General features: G+C 38.9%; 13 protein-coding genes. 4 read left to right on the top strand and 9 right to left on the bottom strand.

From position 1 onward, the window contains the following. Positions 1-258 precede the first annotated feature (258 nt). On the top strand, positions 259-603 hold the full coding sequence (locus tag ACI6MV_RS05860) for a DUF4870 domain-containing protein (RefSeq protein ID WP_407269267.1): 345 nt from the start codon (positions 259-261) through the stop codon (positions 601-603). 45 nt (positions 604-648) lie between these two features. On the opposite strand, the gene ACI6MV_RS05855 is transcribed toward ACI6MV_RS05860, so the two are convergent. The 7 genes from ACI6MV_RS05855 to ACI6MV_RS05825 form a co-directional block, all read right to left on the bottom strand. Next, positions 649-2,682: a LuxR C-terminal-related transcriptional regulator gene (locus ACI6MV_RS05855; RefSeq protein WP_407269265.1), complete on the bottom strand. Its 2,034-nt coding sequence runs from the start codon at positions 2,680-2,682 to the stop codon at positions 649-651. A gap of 581 nt (positions 2,683-3,263) precedes the next feature. Beyond that, positions 3,264-3,860, bottom strand: a complete 597-nt coding sequence (gene rpoE, locus ACI6MV_RS05850; RefSeq protein WP_407269263.1) for a DNA-directed RNA polymerase subunit delta — start codon at positions 3,858-3,860, stop codon at positions 3,264-3,266. Positions 3,861-4,630: 770 nt separating this feature from the next. Continuing rightward, positions 4,631-5,704 carry an ABC transporter substrate-binding protein gene (locus ACI6MV_RS05845; protein ID WP_407269376.1) on the bottom strand — a complete coding sequence of 358 codons (1,074 nt, stop codon included), beginning with the start codon at positions 5,702-5,704 and terminating at the stop codon, positions 4,631-4,633. A 72-nt stretch (positions 5,705-5,776) separates the two neighbouring features. Beyond that, complete coding sequence (locus ACI6MV_RS05840) at positions 5,777-6,556, bottom strand: ABC transporter ATP-binding protein (RefSeq protein WP_407269261.1); 780 nt, start codon at positions 6,554-6,556, stop codon at positions 5,777-5,779. Positions 6,557-6,599: 43 nt separating this feature from the next. Next, positions 6,600-7,415 (bottom strand): ABC transporter permease, encoded by an 816-nt coding sequence (locus ACI6MV_RS05835; protein WP_407269259.1) that lies wholly within the window; start codon positions 7,413-7,415, stop codon positions 6,600-6,602. A gap of 120 nt (positions 7,416-7,535) precedes the next feature. Continuing rightward, on the bottom strand, positions 7,536-7,973 hold the full coding sequence (locus ACI6MV_RS05830; RefSeq protein ID WP_407269258.1) for a hypothetical protein: 438 nt from the start codon (positions 7,971-7,973) through the stop codon (positions 7,536-7,538). A 47-nt stretch (positions 7,974-8,020) separates the two neighbouring features. Then, positions 8,021-8,608, bottom strand: a complete 588-nt coding sequence (locus tag ACI6MV_RS05825; protein WP_407269256.1) for a P-loop nucleotide/nucleoside kinase family protein — start codon at positions 8,606-8,608, stop codon at positions 8,021-8,023. 180 nt (positions 8,609-8,788) lie between these two features. Here ACI6MV_RS05825 and ACI6MV_RS05820 point away from each other — a divergent pair, with 180 nt between their 5' ends. Next, positions 8,789-9,445: a hypothetical protein gene (locus ACI6MV_RS05820; protein ID WP_407269254.1), complete on the top strand. Its 657-nt coding sequence runs from the start codon at positions 8,789-8,791 to the stop codon at positions 9,443-9,445. A gap of 48 nt (positions 9,446-9,493) precedes the next feature. Here the strand turns inward: ACI6MV_RS05820 and ACI6MV_RS05815 are convergent, their stop codons facing one another. Then, on the bottom strand, positions 9,494-11,629 hold the full coding sequence (locus ACI6MV_RS05815; protein ID WP_407269253.1) for a (Fe-S)-binding protein: 2,136 nt from the start codon (positions 11,627-11,629) through the stop codon (positions 9,494-9,496). A gap of 206 nt (positions 11,630-11,835) precedes the next feature. Here ACI6MV_RS05815 and cls point away from each other — a divergent pair, with 206 nt between their 5' ends. Continuing rightward, the gene (gene cls, locus ACI6MV_RS05810; RefSeq protein ID WP_407269250.1) at positions 11,836-13,050 is read left to right on the top strand and encodes a cardiolipin synthase; all 1,215 of its coding nucleotides are present in this window, start codon (positions 11,836-11,838) and stop codon (positions 13,048-13,050) included. A gap of 18 nt (positions 13,051-13,068) precedes the next feature. Further along, positions 13,069-13,245, top strand: a complete 177-nt coding sequence (locus ACI6MV_RS05805) for a DUF1427 family protein (protein WP_407269248.1) — start codon at positions 13,069-13,071, stop codon at positions 13,243-13,245. A gap of 153 nt (positions 13,246-13,398) precedes the next feature. Here the strand turns inward: ACI6MV_RS05805 and ACI6MV_RS05800 are convergent, their stop codons facing one another. Then, complete coding sequence (locus tag ACI6MV_RS05800) at positions 13,399-14,187, bottom strand: GNAT family N-acetyltransferase (RefSeq protein WP_407269245.1); 789 nt, start codon at positions 14,185-14,187, stop codon at positions 13,399-13,401. Positions 14,188-14,477: the final 290 nt, after the last annotated feature.

Here is a 14,477-nt window from a genome sequence, read left to right as displayed (position 1 = left end):
ATAGTGTGTTAATCATTATAATCGAGCCCAAATTGAATTTTACTTATTTGTGTTATCAAAGTCAAGGTGTAATGTTTACATTGCGTTAATATTTCAGCAATTCCACTTATTTCCTTGCATTTTATATACGCTAGTATACATTACACCCGCCAACAGTTGTGCTAACATTTAGAATGTTAGATTAACTTGATCAATATTATAATTCAGACTGAGAGTAGCGAAAATTCAGTATTAGGACTAAGAAGAGGAGGTTCACTTATGACAGAACAAGAGAATACTGCTACAAAAGAAGATAAAGTAACGAATGACGTTGAAGAGAATAAAGTGATCGGCATTTTGGCATATTTTATCTTCTTTTTACCCTTAATTGTTGCGAAAGGATCTAAATTTGCGATGTACCACGCAAATCAAGGTCTTTTACTATTTCTGTCCGCAGTTATTATTAATATTCTCGGTGGGGCAATTCCTATATTGGGCTGGTTCATCATATGGCCGTTGGGTAATATCTTTTTATTATACTTGTTAATTATGGGGATTGTTAATTCTTCAAAAGGAGAAGCAAAGCAACTACCGTTTATCGGAAAATACAACATTATAAAATAAGGCTCAGGCAGGTTGTTGTTTGTAACACCTGCCTAAGCCTATTTATTATAAGAGTAATTCCATAATCCGCTTAATTAATTGCGTCCTACTGTTCACACTCATCTTTTTAAAAATTCTACTCACGTGCTTTTTGATCGTCACTTCAGCAAGAAATAGTTGATTAGCAATCTCTGCATTACTTTTGTCCTCTAGAATTAGTTTTACAACATCCTTTTCTCTATTTGTTAATTCAAAACTGTTGATCACAATATCGAATTGTTGCGTTTGCGAAACCTCGTCAGTAAATTGCTTCAAATATGCCGCCAATTTCGGTCCACTAACATCTAACAAATACGTAGGTGATGGCGAGTTCTCTCCATAATCATAATGCGTTGCACCCGACACTTCAGCAAAGCCAAACATTTTAATTAAATTTTGATAAAAAGGTAATGGATTCGATATGACAATCTTTCCACCTGACAACAACTTAGGAAATAAATGATACATCATAAACGAACGTGCAGAAGCGTTCATTGATTCAGTACCAGTGAATTCAAGCAATCGTATAAACCATCCGCAAACTTTATCCTCGGGAACTGCATATTCATTCCATTGCTTTTTCTTTAGCCTTGTAAAATATGCCCTTGATACTGGCTCTTCAGATAAATATTTTAATGTGCTTTTATTTATTGGCACAACAATAGATAAACCTAAAATGTCACCGCTTTCACTTTTTAATAACTGGGCACAGTTATACCCCATCTTTTCAACATAGTCCGCACCGATTAACTGTAATTCTTTTTCGTTATGTTGAGAGGACGCATGGAATTGATACGTTTTATTCGTCTCACGGTGATAAAATTCTGCTTGGCTACTTTGTACATTTCCTCTGTTATACTTAAAAAAAGTAATCACTTCATGGAAATTATATGTTTCTACTGGCTCCAAATACATAGAATCATCGATAGACTCAAGGAAGAAAATAGATTGAATTGCTTCATCACCAAGATGATTAAAAAACTGGGCAATATCATTTATTGAACGTGTAGAAATAACTCTTCGGTATAGATAACTGGCCATTTGCTCACATAATAGTTGGTATCGATCTGGATTACGGTGTTTTAACTCGACTTTCACAGCATCCTTCATTAGATTGTGCATCGTCCAACCACTATTAGTCATTCTGATAAATGACAGAGACTCTAGTTTCTGAAAATCCTCCAGGCTTATTTCTTGTCCTGTTATAGCAGATAAACTTGTCTGATCGAACCGAACAAATAGGGAAGCAGCTTCAATCAAAGGATATAATCCCCCATTCCGCACTTCCTGTAGCCACCTTTTGGTAAGTTCTATTAATACTTTAGTATTGTTTTCGGGTAGCGTACGTGCAAATTGATTCAAATCTGCTTTAACAATAGATGCAAGTGATAAAGTCAATGGGTGGCCAGCCGAAAACTTCCAAATTTCATGCATTAATTGCTTGTTATTCAGATCGTATTGCTCCAAAAATTGATTGGTTTGCTCATAATTAAACTGCTTCAGTCCTAGTTGTATGATTGATTTCCTCCAGACAGGAGACTCTTCCCATTTCCCTTTCAATGGACTTCTACTAGCAGTTACAACCAGTAAGTTATCTGGCAAATGTCGGATGAATACCTCACGAAACCAACTGTTAAGATTCATCATATGCTCAAATGAGTCAACAGCAATAACTATTTTTTGTGAATGTGCAATATCTTCTAGCCTCTGAAAGCATCTATTTATACTGAATTCATTATTTTGATTGTGGTGTTTGTGGTTTGATTTTATTTCGAGGAGCGAAAATAGATATTGAGTAAATCCTATAGGAGTTTGAGGAAAATCTTGACTATCCATTTTAACGAAAAAAAAGCCATCTTGTTGTGATAAACGTTCATATTCATCCAACAGAAAGGTCTTACCCACTCCGCCAATACCATAAATATGAAGGAGCTTTATATTACTGTTTACCTGTTTTATATGCTGCATAAAAATCTCTATTTCCTTATTTCTACCAATAAAGAAATGCTCATCCTTCATACTCATTTTCTGATTCGGGTCGTTATTTATCTCCAAAGACATAAGATCCCTCCGAATGCGTTAGACTATTCTGATAATTATACAGACGTTAACAAATATAGTCAATACAGTAAGATAAGCTCGGGTGGCTGGCCAGTAGCAACTTACGGACTAGGACTCGAAACAAGAATCCCACACTGCAATGTCTTGCCCTGTTCCTTTCCAACTGACAAGGAACACTACGACAGCGATACAACGCATGAATAAAAATTGTTTATATTTTCAATTTTGCCACAGCATAATCCCAGATCGGACACCATGCTGTTCCGTTAATTGCTGCGGCCATCAGTGCACTTATCTGTGACAAATGATGCACTATTAGAATTGCGCGGCCACCAGCGCACTTATTTGGGTGAATTTGTTGTTTCAACGAGTTGATATCGGTAAATAAGTGCTGTGGTGGCCGTCAAATCAACAAATGGAGTTACAGGTGAAATAAGTGTGCTGGTGGCCGCTCAAATCCGCTTCGATTCTCAAACGCGAAGGAGAGAGAAGTTCCGTCATTGGAGCTGTGCATCGGAGCGTAATTTGCATATCCATTAACAAAGCCCCACCCAATTTGGGTGAGGCTTTTAAATTAATTATTAATTTTCTTCATCTTCCTCTAAATCCTCTTCTTCACCAATGAGGTCATCATCGTCATCATCATCATCATCGTCACTGTCGTCATCGGCGAATTTTTCATCATCATCCACTTCATCATAATCGCCATCATAATCATCGTCGAAATCATCGTCACTATCGTCGTCATCTGTATCATCATCAAAATCTTCGACATCATCTAATTCAGCAGTCTCATCAAAATCTAAATCTTCTTCATCTAGATCCTCATCTAAATCCTCTTCGAATACTTCTTCCTTCTTCTTACGCGTAGCTTTCTTTTTCTTCTTTTTCTTCGGTGTTAAGGCAATTTCTTCTTCGATTTGTTCCACTGGGTACCAACGTCTTAATCCCCATAGGTTGTTTCCAATCGTCATAAAGCGTCCATTGATGTTCAAATCTGTATAAAACACAGCTAAATATTCCTTTTTCTGCGTCTCACTTAAACCCTTTAATTTTGTAATTCGATCAAATAACTCTTTAAAATCCATTGCTTTGTTTTCTTCTCGAAGAATTTCCGTAGCAATTTCAATCATCGATAGTTCTAAAATTTCTTCTTTACTGTAATCTTTTATACCCACGCTCAAGCACTCCCTTTATGTATAAAATAACAAAAATCAAGCTGATTGCCAGCTTACCTTTTCATGTATATCTTATTGTCGTAACCACAAGTATATCCAGTAGTCTTAGGTTTTAAAAGTCTATCATACATTATATGGTTATAAAAATTAAAATGCAATGAAAGTTAGTATTCATAACTGATTATAACAGAGATATCATACAAAATTAATGCAGCATAATCAAGTATGTTTCATTCAATTCTACCATAATGAAAGCGTTTTAAACTGTTTTTTATGCTATTTTCGTAAAGTTTATTGCCGCTTTTAAAAACTTCATAAATGAAGTGATATCCGTCGTAGTGCTAGATGCAAAGTGGCGATAAAGCTTGATAGACAAGTTCGGTGGTTTGGCGGCCACCAGAGCGCTTATGTGTGACAAAAAGGGCATCATTTGAATTGTGCGGTCACCAGAGCCCTTATTTAACCAAAAGGCACATGAATAGAATCTATTCTTAGTAGATAAGGGCTCTCATGTCCGCTAAATCACCAAATCTGTGATTTCAGGCGAAATAAGCGCCCTGGTGTCCGCTTAGACCAGACCTTTCCGGGGCGACCAGACCTTCGTACCACACGTTCCGGAAAAGGCGTACTATGAATGGTGCACTTGTACTTTTGAGTGGAAGCACTATCCCATGGTTACATCGCATTCTAGGATATTTCCCGCCGCAATTCTTCATTAAACAGCCATTTATGTAAAGACTGCCCTGCAGTAAACAGGGCAGTCAATCTATTTATTCATATTCGCCTATAATCTCAACAACATCTTCAGCTAACGACATATCGACAACTTTATCAAAATCAAGTTCTCCGGCAATTGCACCATTTTCCTTATACCATTCATATTGGTTTTTAATATCTTCGACAAACATACTGCCATTTGGATTTAAGCCAGTAACGCCAACCTTTTTCCAAATTTCAGGATCTTTTAAAGCTGTATGCTTTGTCATAATAGAAATAATCTCATCTTCGTCCCCTTCACCTTTAACAAAAACATCGTTATAATCACGGACGCCTTGTAAATAAGCTGCCATGAAACGTTCCGCAACATCTCTGCGTTCTGTTAAAAACTTAGGAGAACCTAACACCATTGCAATCTGTGCTTTTGGAGCAAAATCAGTTGCATCACCAAAACGAACGTGAATGTCCTGGGTCTCTCCTTGCGTAATTAATGGTTCAATTTGCAAGGCCGCATCAACTGAGTTGTTCCCCATCGCTGCCATCATGTTACCAAAATCGGACATTAATACAAATTCCACATCATCTCTCGTTAAACCTGCATGTGCAAGCATTTGTTCAAATATATAGTCATCCACTGCATTCTTTGTCGAAACCGCAACTTTTTTACCAGCAAAATCTTCATATGAAGTAATTTCGCCTTCCATATCTTTATCAATTACAAACGAGAAGTAAGAACTACCTTCAACGTTATGCCCCTTATCGGCAATCATACGAACATCAATACCTTGGGCGATTGAGTTGAAAAATGAAGCTGAAGATATACCACCCGCTATATCTACTTCTCCTGCCGCAAGAGCTGGGAGCATTTCATCACTATTCCCAAAAGTAGCAAATTCCACCTCGATATTATAGTCATCAAAATATCCTTTTTCTTTGGCAATATAGAAGCCCGCACCAGATGCAGAGCCATCCTCTGCAATTACAACCTTCGCAGTCTCTTCTAATGGTGCTAGTGGATCTGAACTATCTTGTTGTTCATTGTCTTGATTCTCAGACCCATTATTCGAACTACACCCCGCCACCACCAATAATAGTACTAAAAACGGCAGTGTTAACCATTTTAGCATCGTGCTTTTCATTTTTCATCAACCTTTCTAAAGTTGTCAATTTTATCGCAGGATTTGTCGCATCCACGGTTATCACACACGAGATCCTTGCACCTCTGTTTGCAAATGCTGCCAAATATCAACAAATTCAGCTGCTAAATCCTTGTTGGAGCGCACATCCTGCATTGTTCTTGGCCGAGGTAATGTTATTTCTTTTTCCCGTGCAATCTGGCCTGGTTGTGCACTCATAAGCAGAATTCGATCACTGAGCAGCATTGCCTCATCAATACTATGGGTGATGAAAAGAACCGTTTTTCTTGTTTCTTCCCATATACTTAATAACTCTTCCTGCAAAATAAATTTGTTCTGCTCATCGAGTGCAGCGAATGGTTCATCCATCAGCAAAATCTCAGGGTCATTAGCAAATGCCCTTGCAATGCTCACTCGTTGCTTCATCCCTCCTGATAACTCTTTTGGATAAAGCTTCGCAAATTTTTTCAGGCCCACCTTATCTAAATAATAGTGCGTTCTCTCTTTGATTTGTTTTGATGGCAAATGGCGCATTTTCAAGCCAAACGCCACATTATCTTCCACCGTCATCCACGGAATCACCCCTCGTTCCTGAAACACCATCGATTGTAGCGGTCTTTCATCACTAGAACGGTGGATTTTAAAATCCCCAATACTCGGTGTCTCTAAGCCCGCCAAAATCCGTAGAAGCGTAGTTTTTCCACAACCACTTGGACCAAGAATACAAACGAATTCTCCGTCTTTAATATCAAGCGTGACGTCTTTAATTGCTGCCACACTCTCATTTTTTTTATAAAATATTTTTGTTAATTGGTTAATTTCAATTTTTTTGTTATTTGACAATCATCCCACTCCTTTCCCGTACTCATCGTGGTTACAATTAAGCCTATTTCCATGGTATTAACTTGTTTTGTAATCCACGTAGGACAAGGGAAAACAAATAGCCGAAAAACGAAATCAATACGAGACCAACATACATTTGTGGCACTAAAAATGCTTTATAGTTCATCCAGATTACATAACCGATCCCCGAGTTGGCACCAATCATTTCCGCAGCTACAATTGTCAAAAGAGCGATCGCCTGCCCCATCTGAATGCCTTCTAGCATAACCGGAAGTGAACCAGGAAGTGCTATCTTAAAGAAAAAATCTTTTGCATTGGCTCCATAGTTTTTGGCCACATCCACATAAATGTTGTCAATGTTCGTTACACCTGCAGCTGTATTAATAACGACTGGAAAAAATACACTAATTGCAATGGTAATATATTTTGAAAACTCTCCAATTCCGAAAATGAATAAAATAATCGGAAGCATTGCAATTGTCGGAATCGGCATGAAGGCCATAACTAGTGGTGATATCGTATATCTGACCGGAGAATACATGCCCATGAGCAAACCAATCGCAATCGCTGGAATTACCCCTAACAGAAACCCTAATAAAATCCGTACTAAACTTACTCTAAGATCAGTGAATAGATCACCATGTAACCCCATATCAAACAACGTAAATAATATTTTCGTCGGGGGTGGGAAAAACCTTGCGTCCATGATTCCAGTCCGAGTTACAATTTCCCATAAAACCAAAACGAGCATAGGCGATGAAATAGTAAGTAGTTGTTGCAGCTTCGCTTTTCGTTGCCGTTTATTCCATTCCGCCCGCTCAATTTTTTCGGCGGATTCTTTTATTTGTTGATCATCCATGATGTCACCACCTCTAATCCCCATATTATGTATTCGCCCAGAAAAGTGTGAGCAAAAATATAGGCGAGTGTGCTGAATTTTTTTGATGAGATGTTTTGGGGTGGGGGTGGGGAAGGTGTTTTATTGGAGGATAAGAAGGGTGTAGGAATTGGGGAGTGGAGAGGGCAATTTTGGGGTGGCTTCTTTTGTTTTGCGACGCATAATTCTCGACCTGGGCATTTTTCGTGTCGCTTCTTCCGCTTTGCGACGCGTATTTCTCGGCCCGAGTAATTTTCGTGTCGCTTCTTCCGTTTTACGACGCGTAATTCTCCACCTAAGCATTTTTTGCGTCGCTTCTTCCGTTTTACGACGCGTAATTCTCCACCTGAGCATTTTTCGTGTCGCTTCTTCCGCTTTGCGACGCGTAATTCTCGGCCCGAGCATTTTTCGTGTCGCTTCTCCCGTTTTACGACGCGTAATTTTCCACCCGGGCATTTTTTGCGTCGCTTCTCTCGCTTTGCGACGCGTAATCTTCGGCCCGAGCGATTTTCGTGTCGCTTCTTGCCTGGTATAAAGCATCGCAAAAAAATAAACCCCGCAACAGCACAGGGTTTAATCATTATTCATTATTCATTAATAAAATTAATTACAGTACTCACCTTTTCCTCTGTAAGGTCACCAGAGTTATCAAAGACGAGAATATTAGATTGTGGGATTTCCCAATTAATTGTCGGTACAAAGTCTACGCGTGTTTCATAAGAGTTCCAATTTTCTAGCTTCCACGTATCGCGCACTGTGGATCGTTCTTCGATCCGTTGTTTCTGTAAATCAATGTCTTGTAAAGTAACGACAACTACTTTAACATCAATATCTTGTTCACTTTTACCGGTTGCCGCAATTACATCTTTGATCCATTGCTTGTTTTTTAATTCCGAGGTAAACGGTGAAATCATGATCACGCTTTGGCCTACGGATAAGTTTTCAATACAAATGTCTTTCGTGGTATCGTACTCTAAATCGCGCATATGCTGCTTGTAAAATGCAGAGTCACGATCATTTTTATCAAGATTGTTCATTTCTAAAAACTTCTCTACAAAACGACCACCAACTGTATCACGGTCAAGAAAAACAAATGGTTGCTGCTCAGCGATTTTTCTCGCAACTGTCGTTTTTCCTGTTCCGGCTACCCCAACAAAAAACACTAACTTTTGCATCCTACAACACCTCTATTTATGTATGATTAATACTTCTATGTTAACGCATATTGCTTTCATTAGCACGAAATATTGTATACGCGCGCTTCACATAAGTAAAAAATACAGTTATATCCAAACCTTAGTCAATTAATGGTACAATTAAGCTAATAATTCGGTTCAAAATGGGGGCCACTTCGAATGATTCAAAACAAAAAACTGTTTGGTATTGCTACTATTCTACTCTTAATCTCAATCGTTGTTAGTTTTCCATATTTTGAAGAAAACCCATATGGCGAAGAGATGATCGAGGCTTTCGGATTTTCGATTATGACCGTTTCTGGATTAAACATTCTTGCGTTAATTGGCTTTATCATCTTTCTAGCAAGCACATACTTCCTATTTATTTCTCTTAAAAAGTACCAATTCAGGTCCATGCTGGTTGCTATACTAATCATTGTTTTTATTCCCTCAGCACTAGTCAACCTTTATCAGCGCACAATCGCAACTGGCATTTATGCGCTCCATTACAACGAAGATCAAAGTTACTGTGAATACGAGACTGTAGATACTTCGACCATGCATGCCATCTGTGAACTCCCCTTTAAAAACTACAGCAACAAAGATGTCGCATTCCAAATAGAGTTTTACGGTCATTACCGGTCTAACGGTGTTGGAATCAACTCTGTGATGCAACATAATCAGCCATATGATGCTGTTGTTCATGCAAATGGACAGCGAAATATTCGTATTGAAATGGACATTACGCTATCAGAGGAGGATATTAATTTTGATTCTGGTAGTTCTACATCTGTTCCGGTGATTATCAAGTCGGGGGATAACGAAAGAAAGCTATAATACAAGAATGCCTGGATCGCTAATGATCCAGGCATTCTCCATCTACGTTTATGCAGGTTGCTCTGTAATATCCGAGAAAACGGACAATGCTAATACCTCAGCAACATCCATCGTGCTAATATCATCCTCTACCTCTTTTGCTTTCGTGCCATCACTGAGCATCGTCAGGCAATATGGACATGCACTAGAAATCATCGATGGATTGACTCGCATCGCTTGTTCGGTGCGTTCAACGTTCACACGTGTGCCTGTTTTCTCTTCCATCCACATCATGCCGCCACCTGCACCACAGCACATGGCATTTTCTTTACTACGCGCCATTTCTACGAGTCGAATACCTGGGATTTGCTTGAAAATTTCCCGTGGTGGATCGTAGACGCCGTTGTATCTTCCTAGATAACAAGAATCATGATAGGTGATTGTTTCATTAATCGATTGCTCTGGTTTAATTCGACCATCCATAATCCAATCATATAACACTTGTGTATGATGATACACTTCCGCCTCAAAGCCGAAATCAGGATATTCATTTTTGAAAATATTGTATGCATGGGGATCAATCGTAACGATTTTCTTCACCTCATGCTTTTCGAATTCTTTAATATTTTTTTCGGCGAGCTCTTGGAATAAAAATTCATTACCTAAGCGTCGTGCCGTATCTCCAGAATTCACTTCTTTGTTTCCTAAAATAGCAAAGCTTATTCCCGCCTGATTCATTAGCTTTGCAAATGCCATCGCGATTTTTTGGCTTCTGTTATCGTATGCCCCCATCGATCCTACCCAGAATAAATATTCGAATTCTCTTCCTTCTTTTTTCATTTCTTTAACGGTTGGAATTTCCACACTAGGGTCTTGCTCGCGCCATTGCTCTCGTTCCCGCTTCGATAATCCCCAGGGGTTACCTTGTCGTTCAATATTCATCATCGCCCGTTGCGCATCAGGGTCCACTCTGCCTTCCGTCAATACAAGATAACGACGTAAATCAATAATTTTATCCACGTGCTCGTTCATTACCGGACATTGGTCCTCACAATTACGACACGTCGTGCACGCCCACAATTCTTCCTCTGTGATCACATCACCGATCATACTCGTCTGTGAAAGTGTATCTAAGCTAGCAGCCACCTCTTGATTAGATGTTTCCGACATACGTGAATGCTTAGCAAGCTGATTGCCCTCTGTATTGGCAAATGCAACTGCTGGAACCCACGGTGATTTACCTGTAACTGCAGCACCAGTATTCGTTAAATGATCACGTAGCTTTGTAATTAGATGCATTGGTGACAGCACCTTACCTGTACTGGTTGCCGGGCAAACATTGGTACAGCGGCCACATTCTACACACGCATAAAAATCGATCATTTGTAACTGCGTAAATTCTTCAATCCTCCCCACCCCAAAGGAAGCTGTTTCCGCTTCTGCTTCATCGATATCAAAATTAATTTTCTCCAACTTACCGACCGGCGTTTGTCTGCTTAACAACACATTAACCGGTGCCGCCAATAGATGTGCGTGCTTTGACTGCGGTACATAAACTAAAAAGCTTAGTAGCGCAAGTAGATGAATCCACCAGGCCGCGTAAAACAGAACACTAGCAACAATTGATGGCACCCAGTAGAAAGCGCTTGCAAAAACCGATGCAATTGGCTCTGTCCAAGTAAACCCTTGCTCATGTAAAACAAGTTGAAAACCATTTCCTAATAATACCGATAACATTAATGTCGCAATGAACAATAATACGTGGCCAGATTTGAACCCTCTTTTTAGCCGTGCCAGCTTTTCCACATATCTGCGGTGAAAAGCCCAACATACAGCTACTAAAATCGTTAGCGTTACGATTTCCTGAAAAAAGGTGAATGCGGGATATAACGCACCGAACGGCAAATGTTGTTCTGGTACAAGTCCCTTATAAATAAAATCAATCGCCCCGAATTGAACGAGAATAAAACCATAAAACATCATCACGTGAATGATACCGGACTTTTTATCTTTTAACAGCTTCTTTTGTCCAAACACATTGACGAGCACGCTCATCAAACGCTCTTTTAATTTCCGATCAAAAGTAGCCTTTCTTCCAAGCTTGATATAAGCAACACGTGTTGACACTACTCTTATAAATAAATAAATTCCATAAATAGTAACCGTGGTGAACAAAATCCAATTTGCAATCAACCATCCATTCAACAAAAACGCCCCCTTAGTTTTGTCTTACTTCCACTTTAAAATATGAATGAACGTTCAGTCAATATTTATTCGCATTTTTTTCATTAATTGAGACAATTTCATGTTTACCTTAGATAGCTGTTTCAAAAAAATCGGCATTATCAAATTGATTAAATTCATCTTATATGGGAAAAGTAAGGTCAGACTTTTGTCGAAAGGAGCTTCGCATGATTTATTTTATTTGCACACTCGTCATCGTTGTATTCTTTTTATTACTTTGGCTAGATTTTTATTTAGGTCGAAGCGCATTTTTCAAAAAAGCTCCTTCGTTTGAATTTGGTCGTAAATCAGGAACTTCTTATAAGTTATATACGAATGGTCATGAACTGTTTCCTGCCATCTTTAAAGACATTAAACAGGCAAACGCTAAAATTGATGTAATGTTTTTCACCATCCGAAACGATGAACTAAGTAAACAGATGTATCAATTATTAATAGAAAAGGCCCGTGAAGGTGTTGCGGTGCGTTTACTCGTTGACCGCTTCGGAAGCTTCTCATTTAAAAGTAAAATCAAACGTGAATTAATCGCAAACGGTGTACAATTCCTTTACAGCGATATCCCGCGTTTCCCCTATTATTTTTACATGCTTAACCGTCGTAATCATCGAAAGATAACAGTTATTGATCAGCAAATTGGTTATGTTGGTGGCTATAACCTAGGTAAGGAGTACATTGGGAAAGATCCAAAACTAGGCGACTGGCGAGATTATCATCTACGTCTTGAAGGAGAGATTGTAGACGACCTACAGCATGTATTTGTATATGATTGGAATTGTGCTTATTATAAAAAAGCCGTTATGGACGTACCACCACTTACAAAAAGACATTCACTCTACGAAAACGAACCTTCTATGGAAATGATATTAACGGAGGGTGGTCAATTAGAACAACTTTTCTATACATGGATTAACCAAGCCGAACAAGAGATACTAATTGGTAGCCCCTATTTTATACCGAGCAAACGAATTTTTAATGCCTTAGTGGAAGCGATGCAGCGTAATGTTAAGGTTAAACTACTCGTTCCCATTAAAGGAGACCATCCACTCGTTAAGCCTGCAGGAATACCTTTTTACCGTTCACTTGCAAATGCAGGTGGCGAAGTGTTTTTATTCGACAACGGTTTTTATCATACGAAGATATTGATTATTGATAAGCAATTATGTGATATTGGCACAGCTAACTTTGATATGCGCAGCTTTTTCTTAAATAAAGAAGTAAACAGTGTGGTCCGAGACGATCCTGATTTTATAAATGCGGTTCGGTCTGCATATTTAAAGGATATCAAAGCAAGCATTCCATTAACGGAAAAATGGATAAACGATCAACCCTTATCTGTAAAATTGCAATTAACTATAGCTAAAATTTTCCGACCACTTTTATAATATGGGAGGTTATATATTTTGAAAGATATTTTGCTAGCACTCATAGCCGGGGTAATCGTCGGCTTTATTTTCAGCTGGATTAAGCTCCCCCTTCCAGCTCCACCTGCTTTAGCAGGTGTGGTTGGTATTGCTGGTGTTTATTTGGGATTTAAGCTGTTCGAAATAGTAAAACCAATGATGGATAAAGTCTTCTAGTTTGCTGAAGTTAGGCGCTCGGAGCTAGCCGCTGGTTAAGTTATTTTATGTTTATATGTTAAAACAAGCCACAGAATCAACTATGAATTGAGTCTACGGCTTGTTTTGATTCAACCTCATATTTCCTTACACACAAGGATAAAATTGACATATCTACAAAAACTTATACATCGTCCAATAACCGATATCCTGAAATCCAATTCGTTTATAAATCTTACCCGCTTCTGGGTTATCATAAAAAAGGCAAAGCTCTTTACCTTCTGCCAATAGATCATAAGAAAGCTTCGTCAAACACTGTGTGGCAAGTCCTTGCTTCTTGTGATTAGCATTAGTACAAACTGCAACAACCATTGCTGATATGCTGTTTTCTGCGGCCGTCGAAACTGAGGATGCCATTTCCCCCTCCCGCTCTATATAATAGGTACGTGCCACGCCCTTTTCCATATTGCGCTTTTTACTATCCGCATTAAACTGGATCCCTGAAAATTCCGGGACATTTGTTAACAGTTTTTTTAATTTTGGAATATCTGCTACCTTCGCTAATTTGACAACTTCCGTTACATCATCAAGCTGTTCCACTTGTGTACACTTCGCATAATACATCTCACGTTTAGAAATTATATCCTTTGCAATATACGGCTCTACTGCCGCTGTTATTTGCTTTAATCCTGACATCATTTTACCGTTTTCATCTTGATTAATAATTGCGGCAAACCCTTCAGCATCAAAATCTCCATCAGCAAACGGTATATAGTTTTGTTCATACCTTAATAAGACCGCTCGTAGTTTATCGTTCTCGTCAAAATCTCCCCACACCTGTTGAAAATCCTGCTCATATCCATAAGCTTCAATATCGCCAATGATAAATAAATTTTCTGCTGGATTTTTGTTAATTAATTGCTGACAAATTGCATGATCATTGCTCGTTAACTGGCGTATCATAACCATTTCCCCCTCTAATGTTGACAAATATCATAACAAGGTTACCTTGGAAAATCAATCCTATTGCGGAAAATAGCTAGTATTCGTCGTAACGTAGTGCTCGTGATTTCCGTTCCAGGCAGTCGCTTTCCGCGGGCACGGCTTCAGCTAACTCAGAAGCAAATGTTTTCGGTGGGACGAGTAATCGCAGTCCCAAAGAGCGCTTCTGAGTGGATCTTCAGCCCGTGCTGTTCCCGCAGGAGTCGACTGCCTGGAGCTCCAATCACCCGACGTAAAGAGCAATCCCGTTA

Source organism: Radiobacillus sp. PE A8.2 (genome assembly GCF_045635475.1).
Classification (GTDB): Bacteria; Bacillota; Bacilli; order Bacillales; family Amphibacillaceae; genus JBJGXI01.
This window is presented reverse-complemented; position numbering and strand designations above follow the sequence as displayed.

What these genes read in the sequence shown, in the direction of transcription:
- ACI6MV_RS05820 (WP_407269254.1), top strand. Translation starts at nt 8,789, where the DNA reads ATGATTCAAAACAAAAAACTGTTTGGTATTGCTACTATTCTACTCTTA.
- ACI6MV_RS05825 (WP_407269256.1), bottom strand. Translation starts at nt 8,608, where the DNA reads ATGCAAAAGTTAGTGTTTTTTGTTGGGGTAGCCGGAACAGGAAAAACG.
- ACI6MV_RS05800 (WP_407269245.1), bottom strand. Translation starts at nt 14,187, where the DNA reads ATGATACGCCAGTTAACGAGCAATGATCATGCAATTTGTCAGCAATTA.
- ACI6MV_RS05855 (WP_407269265.1), bottom strand. Translation starts at nt 2,682, where the DNA reads ATGTCTTTGGAGATAAATAACGACCCGAATCAGAAAATGAGTATGAAG.
- ACI6MV_RS05845 (WP_407269376.1), bottom strand. Translation starts at nt 5,704, where the DNA reads ATGCTAAAATGGTTAACACTGCCGTTTTTAGTACTATTATTGGTGGTG.
- cls (WP_407269250.1), top strand. Translation starts at nt 11,836, where the DNA reads ATGATTTATTTTATTTGCACACTCGTCATCGTTGTATTCTTTTTATTA.
- ACI6MV_RS05830 (WP_407269258.1), bottom strand. Translation starts at nt 7,973, where the DNA reads ATGCTTTATACCAGGCAAGAAGCGACACGAAAATCGCTCGGGCCGAAG.
- ACI6MV_RS05860 (WP_407269267.1), top strand. Translation starts at nt 259, where the DNA reads ATGACAGAACAAGAGAATACTGCTACAAAAGAAGATAAAGTAACGAAT.
- ACI6MV_RS05835 (WP_407269259.1), bottom strand. Translation starts at nt 7,415, where the DNA reads ATGGATGATCAACAAATAAAAGAATCCGCCGAAAAAATTGAGCGGGCG.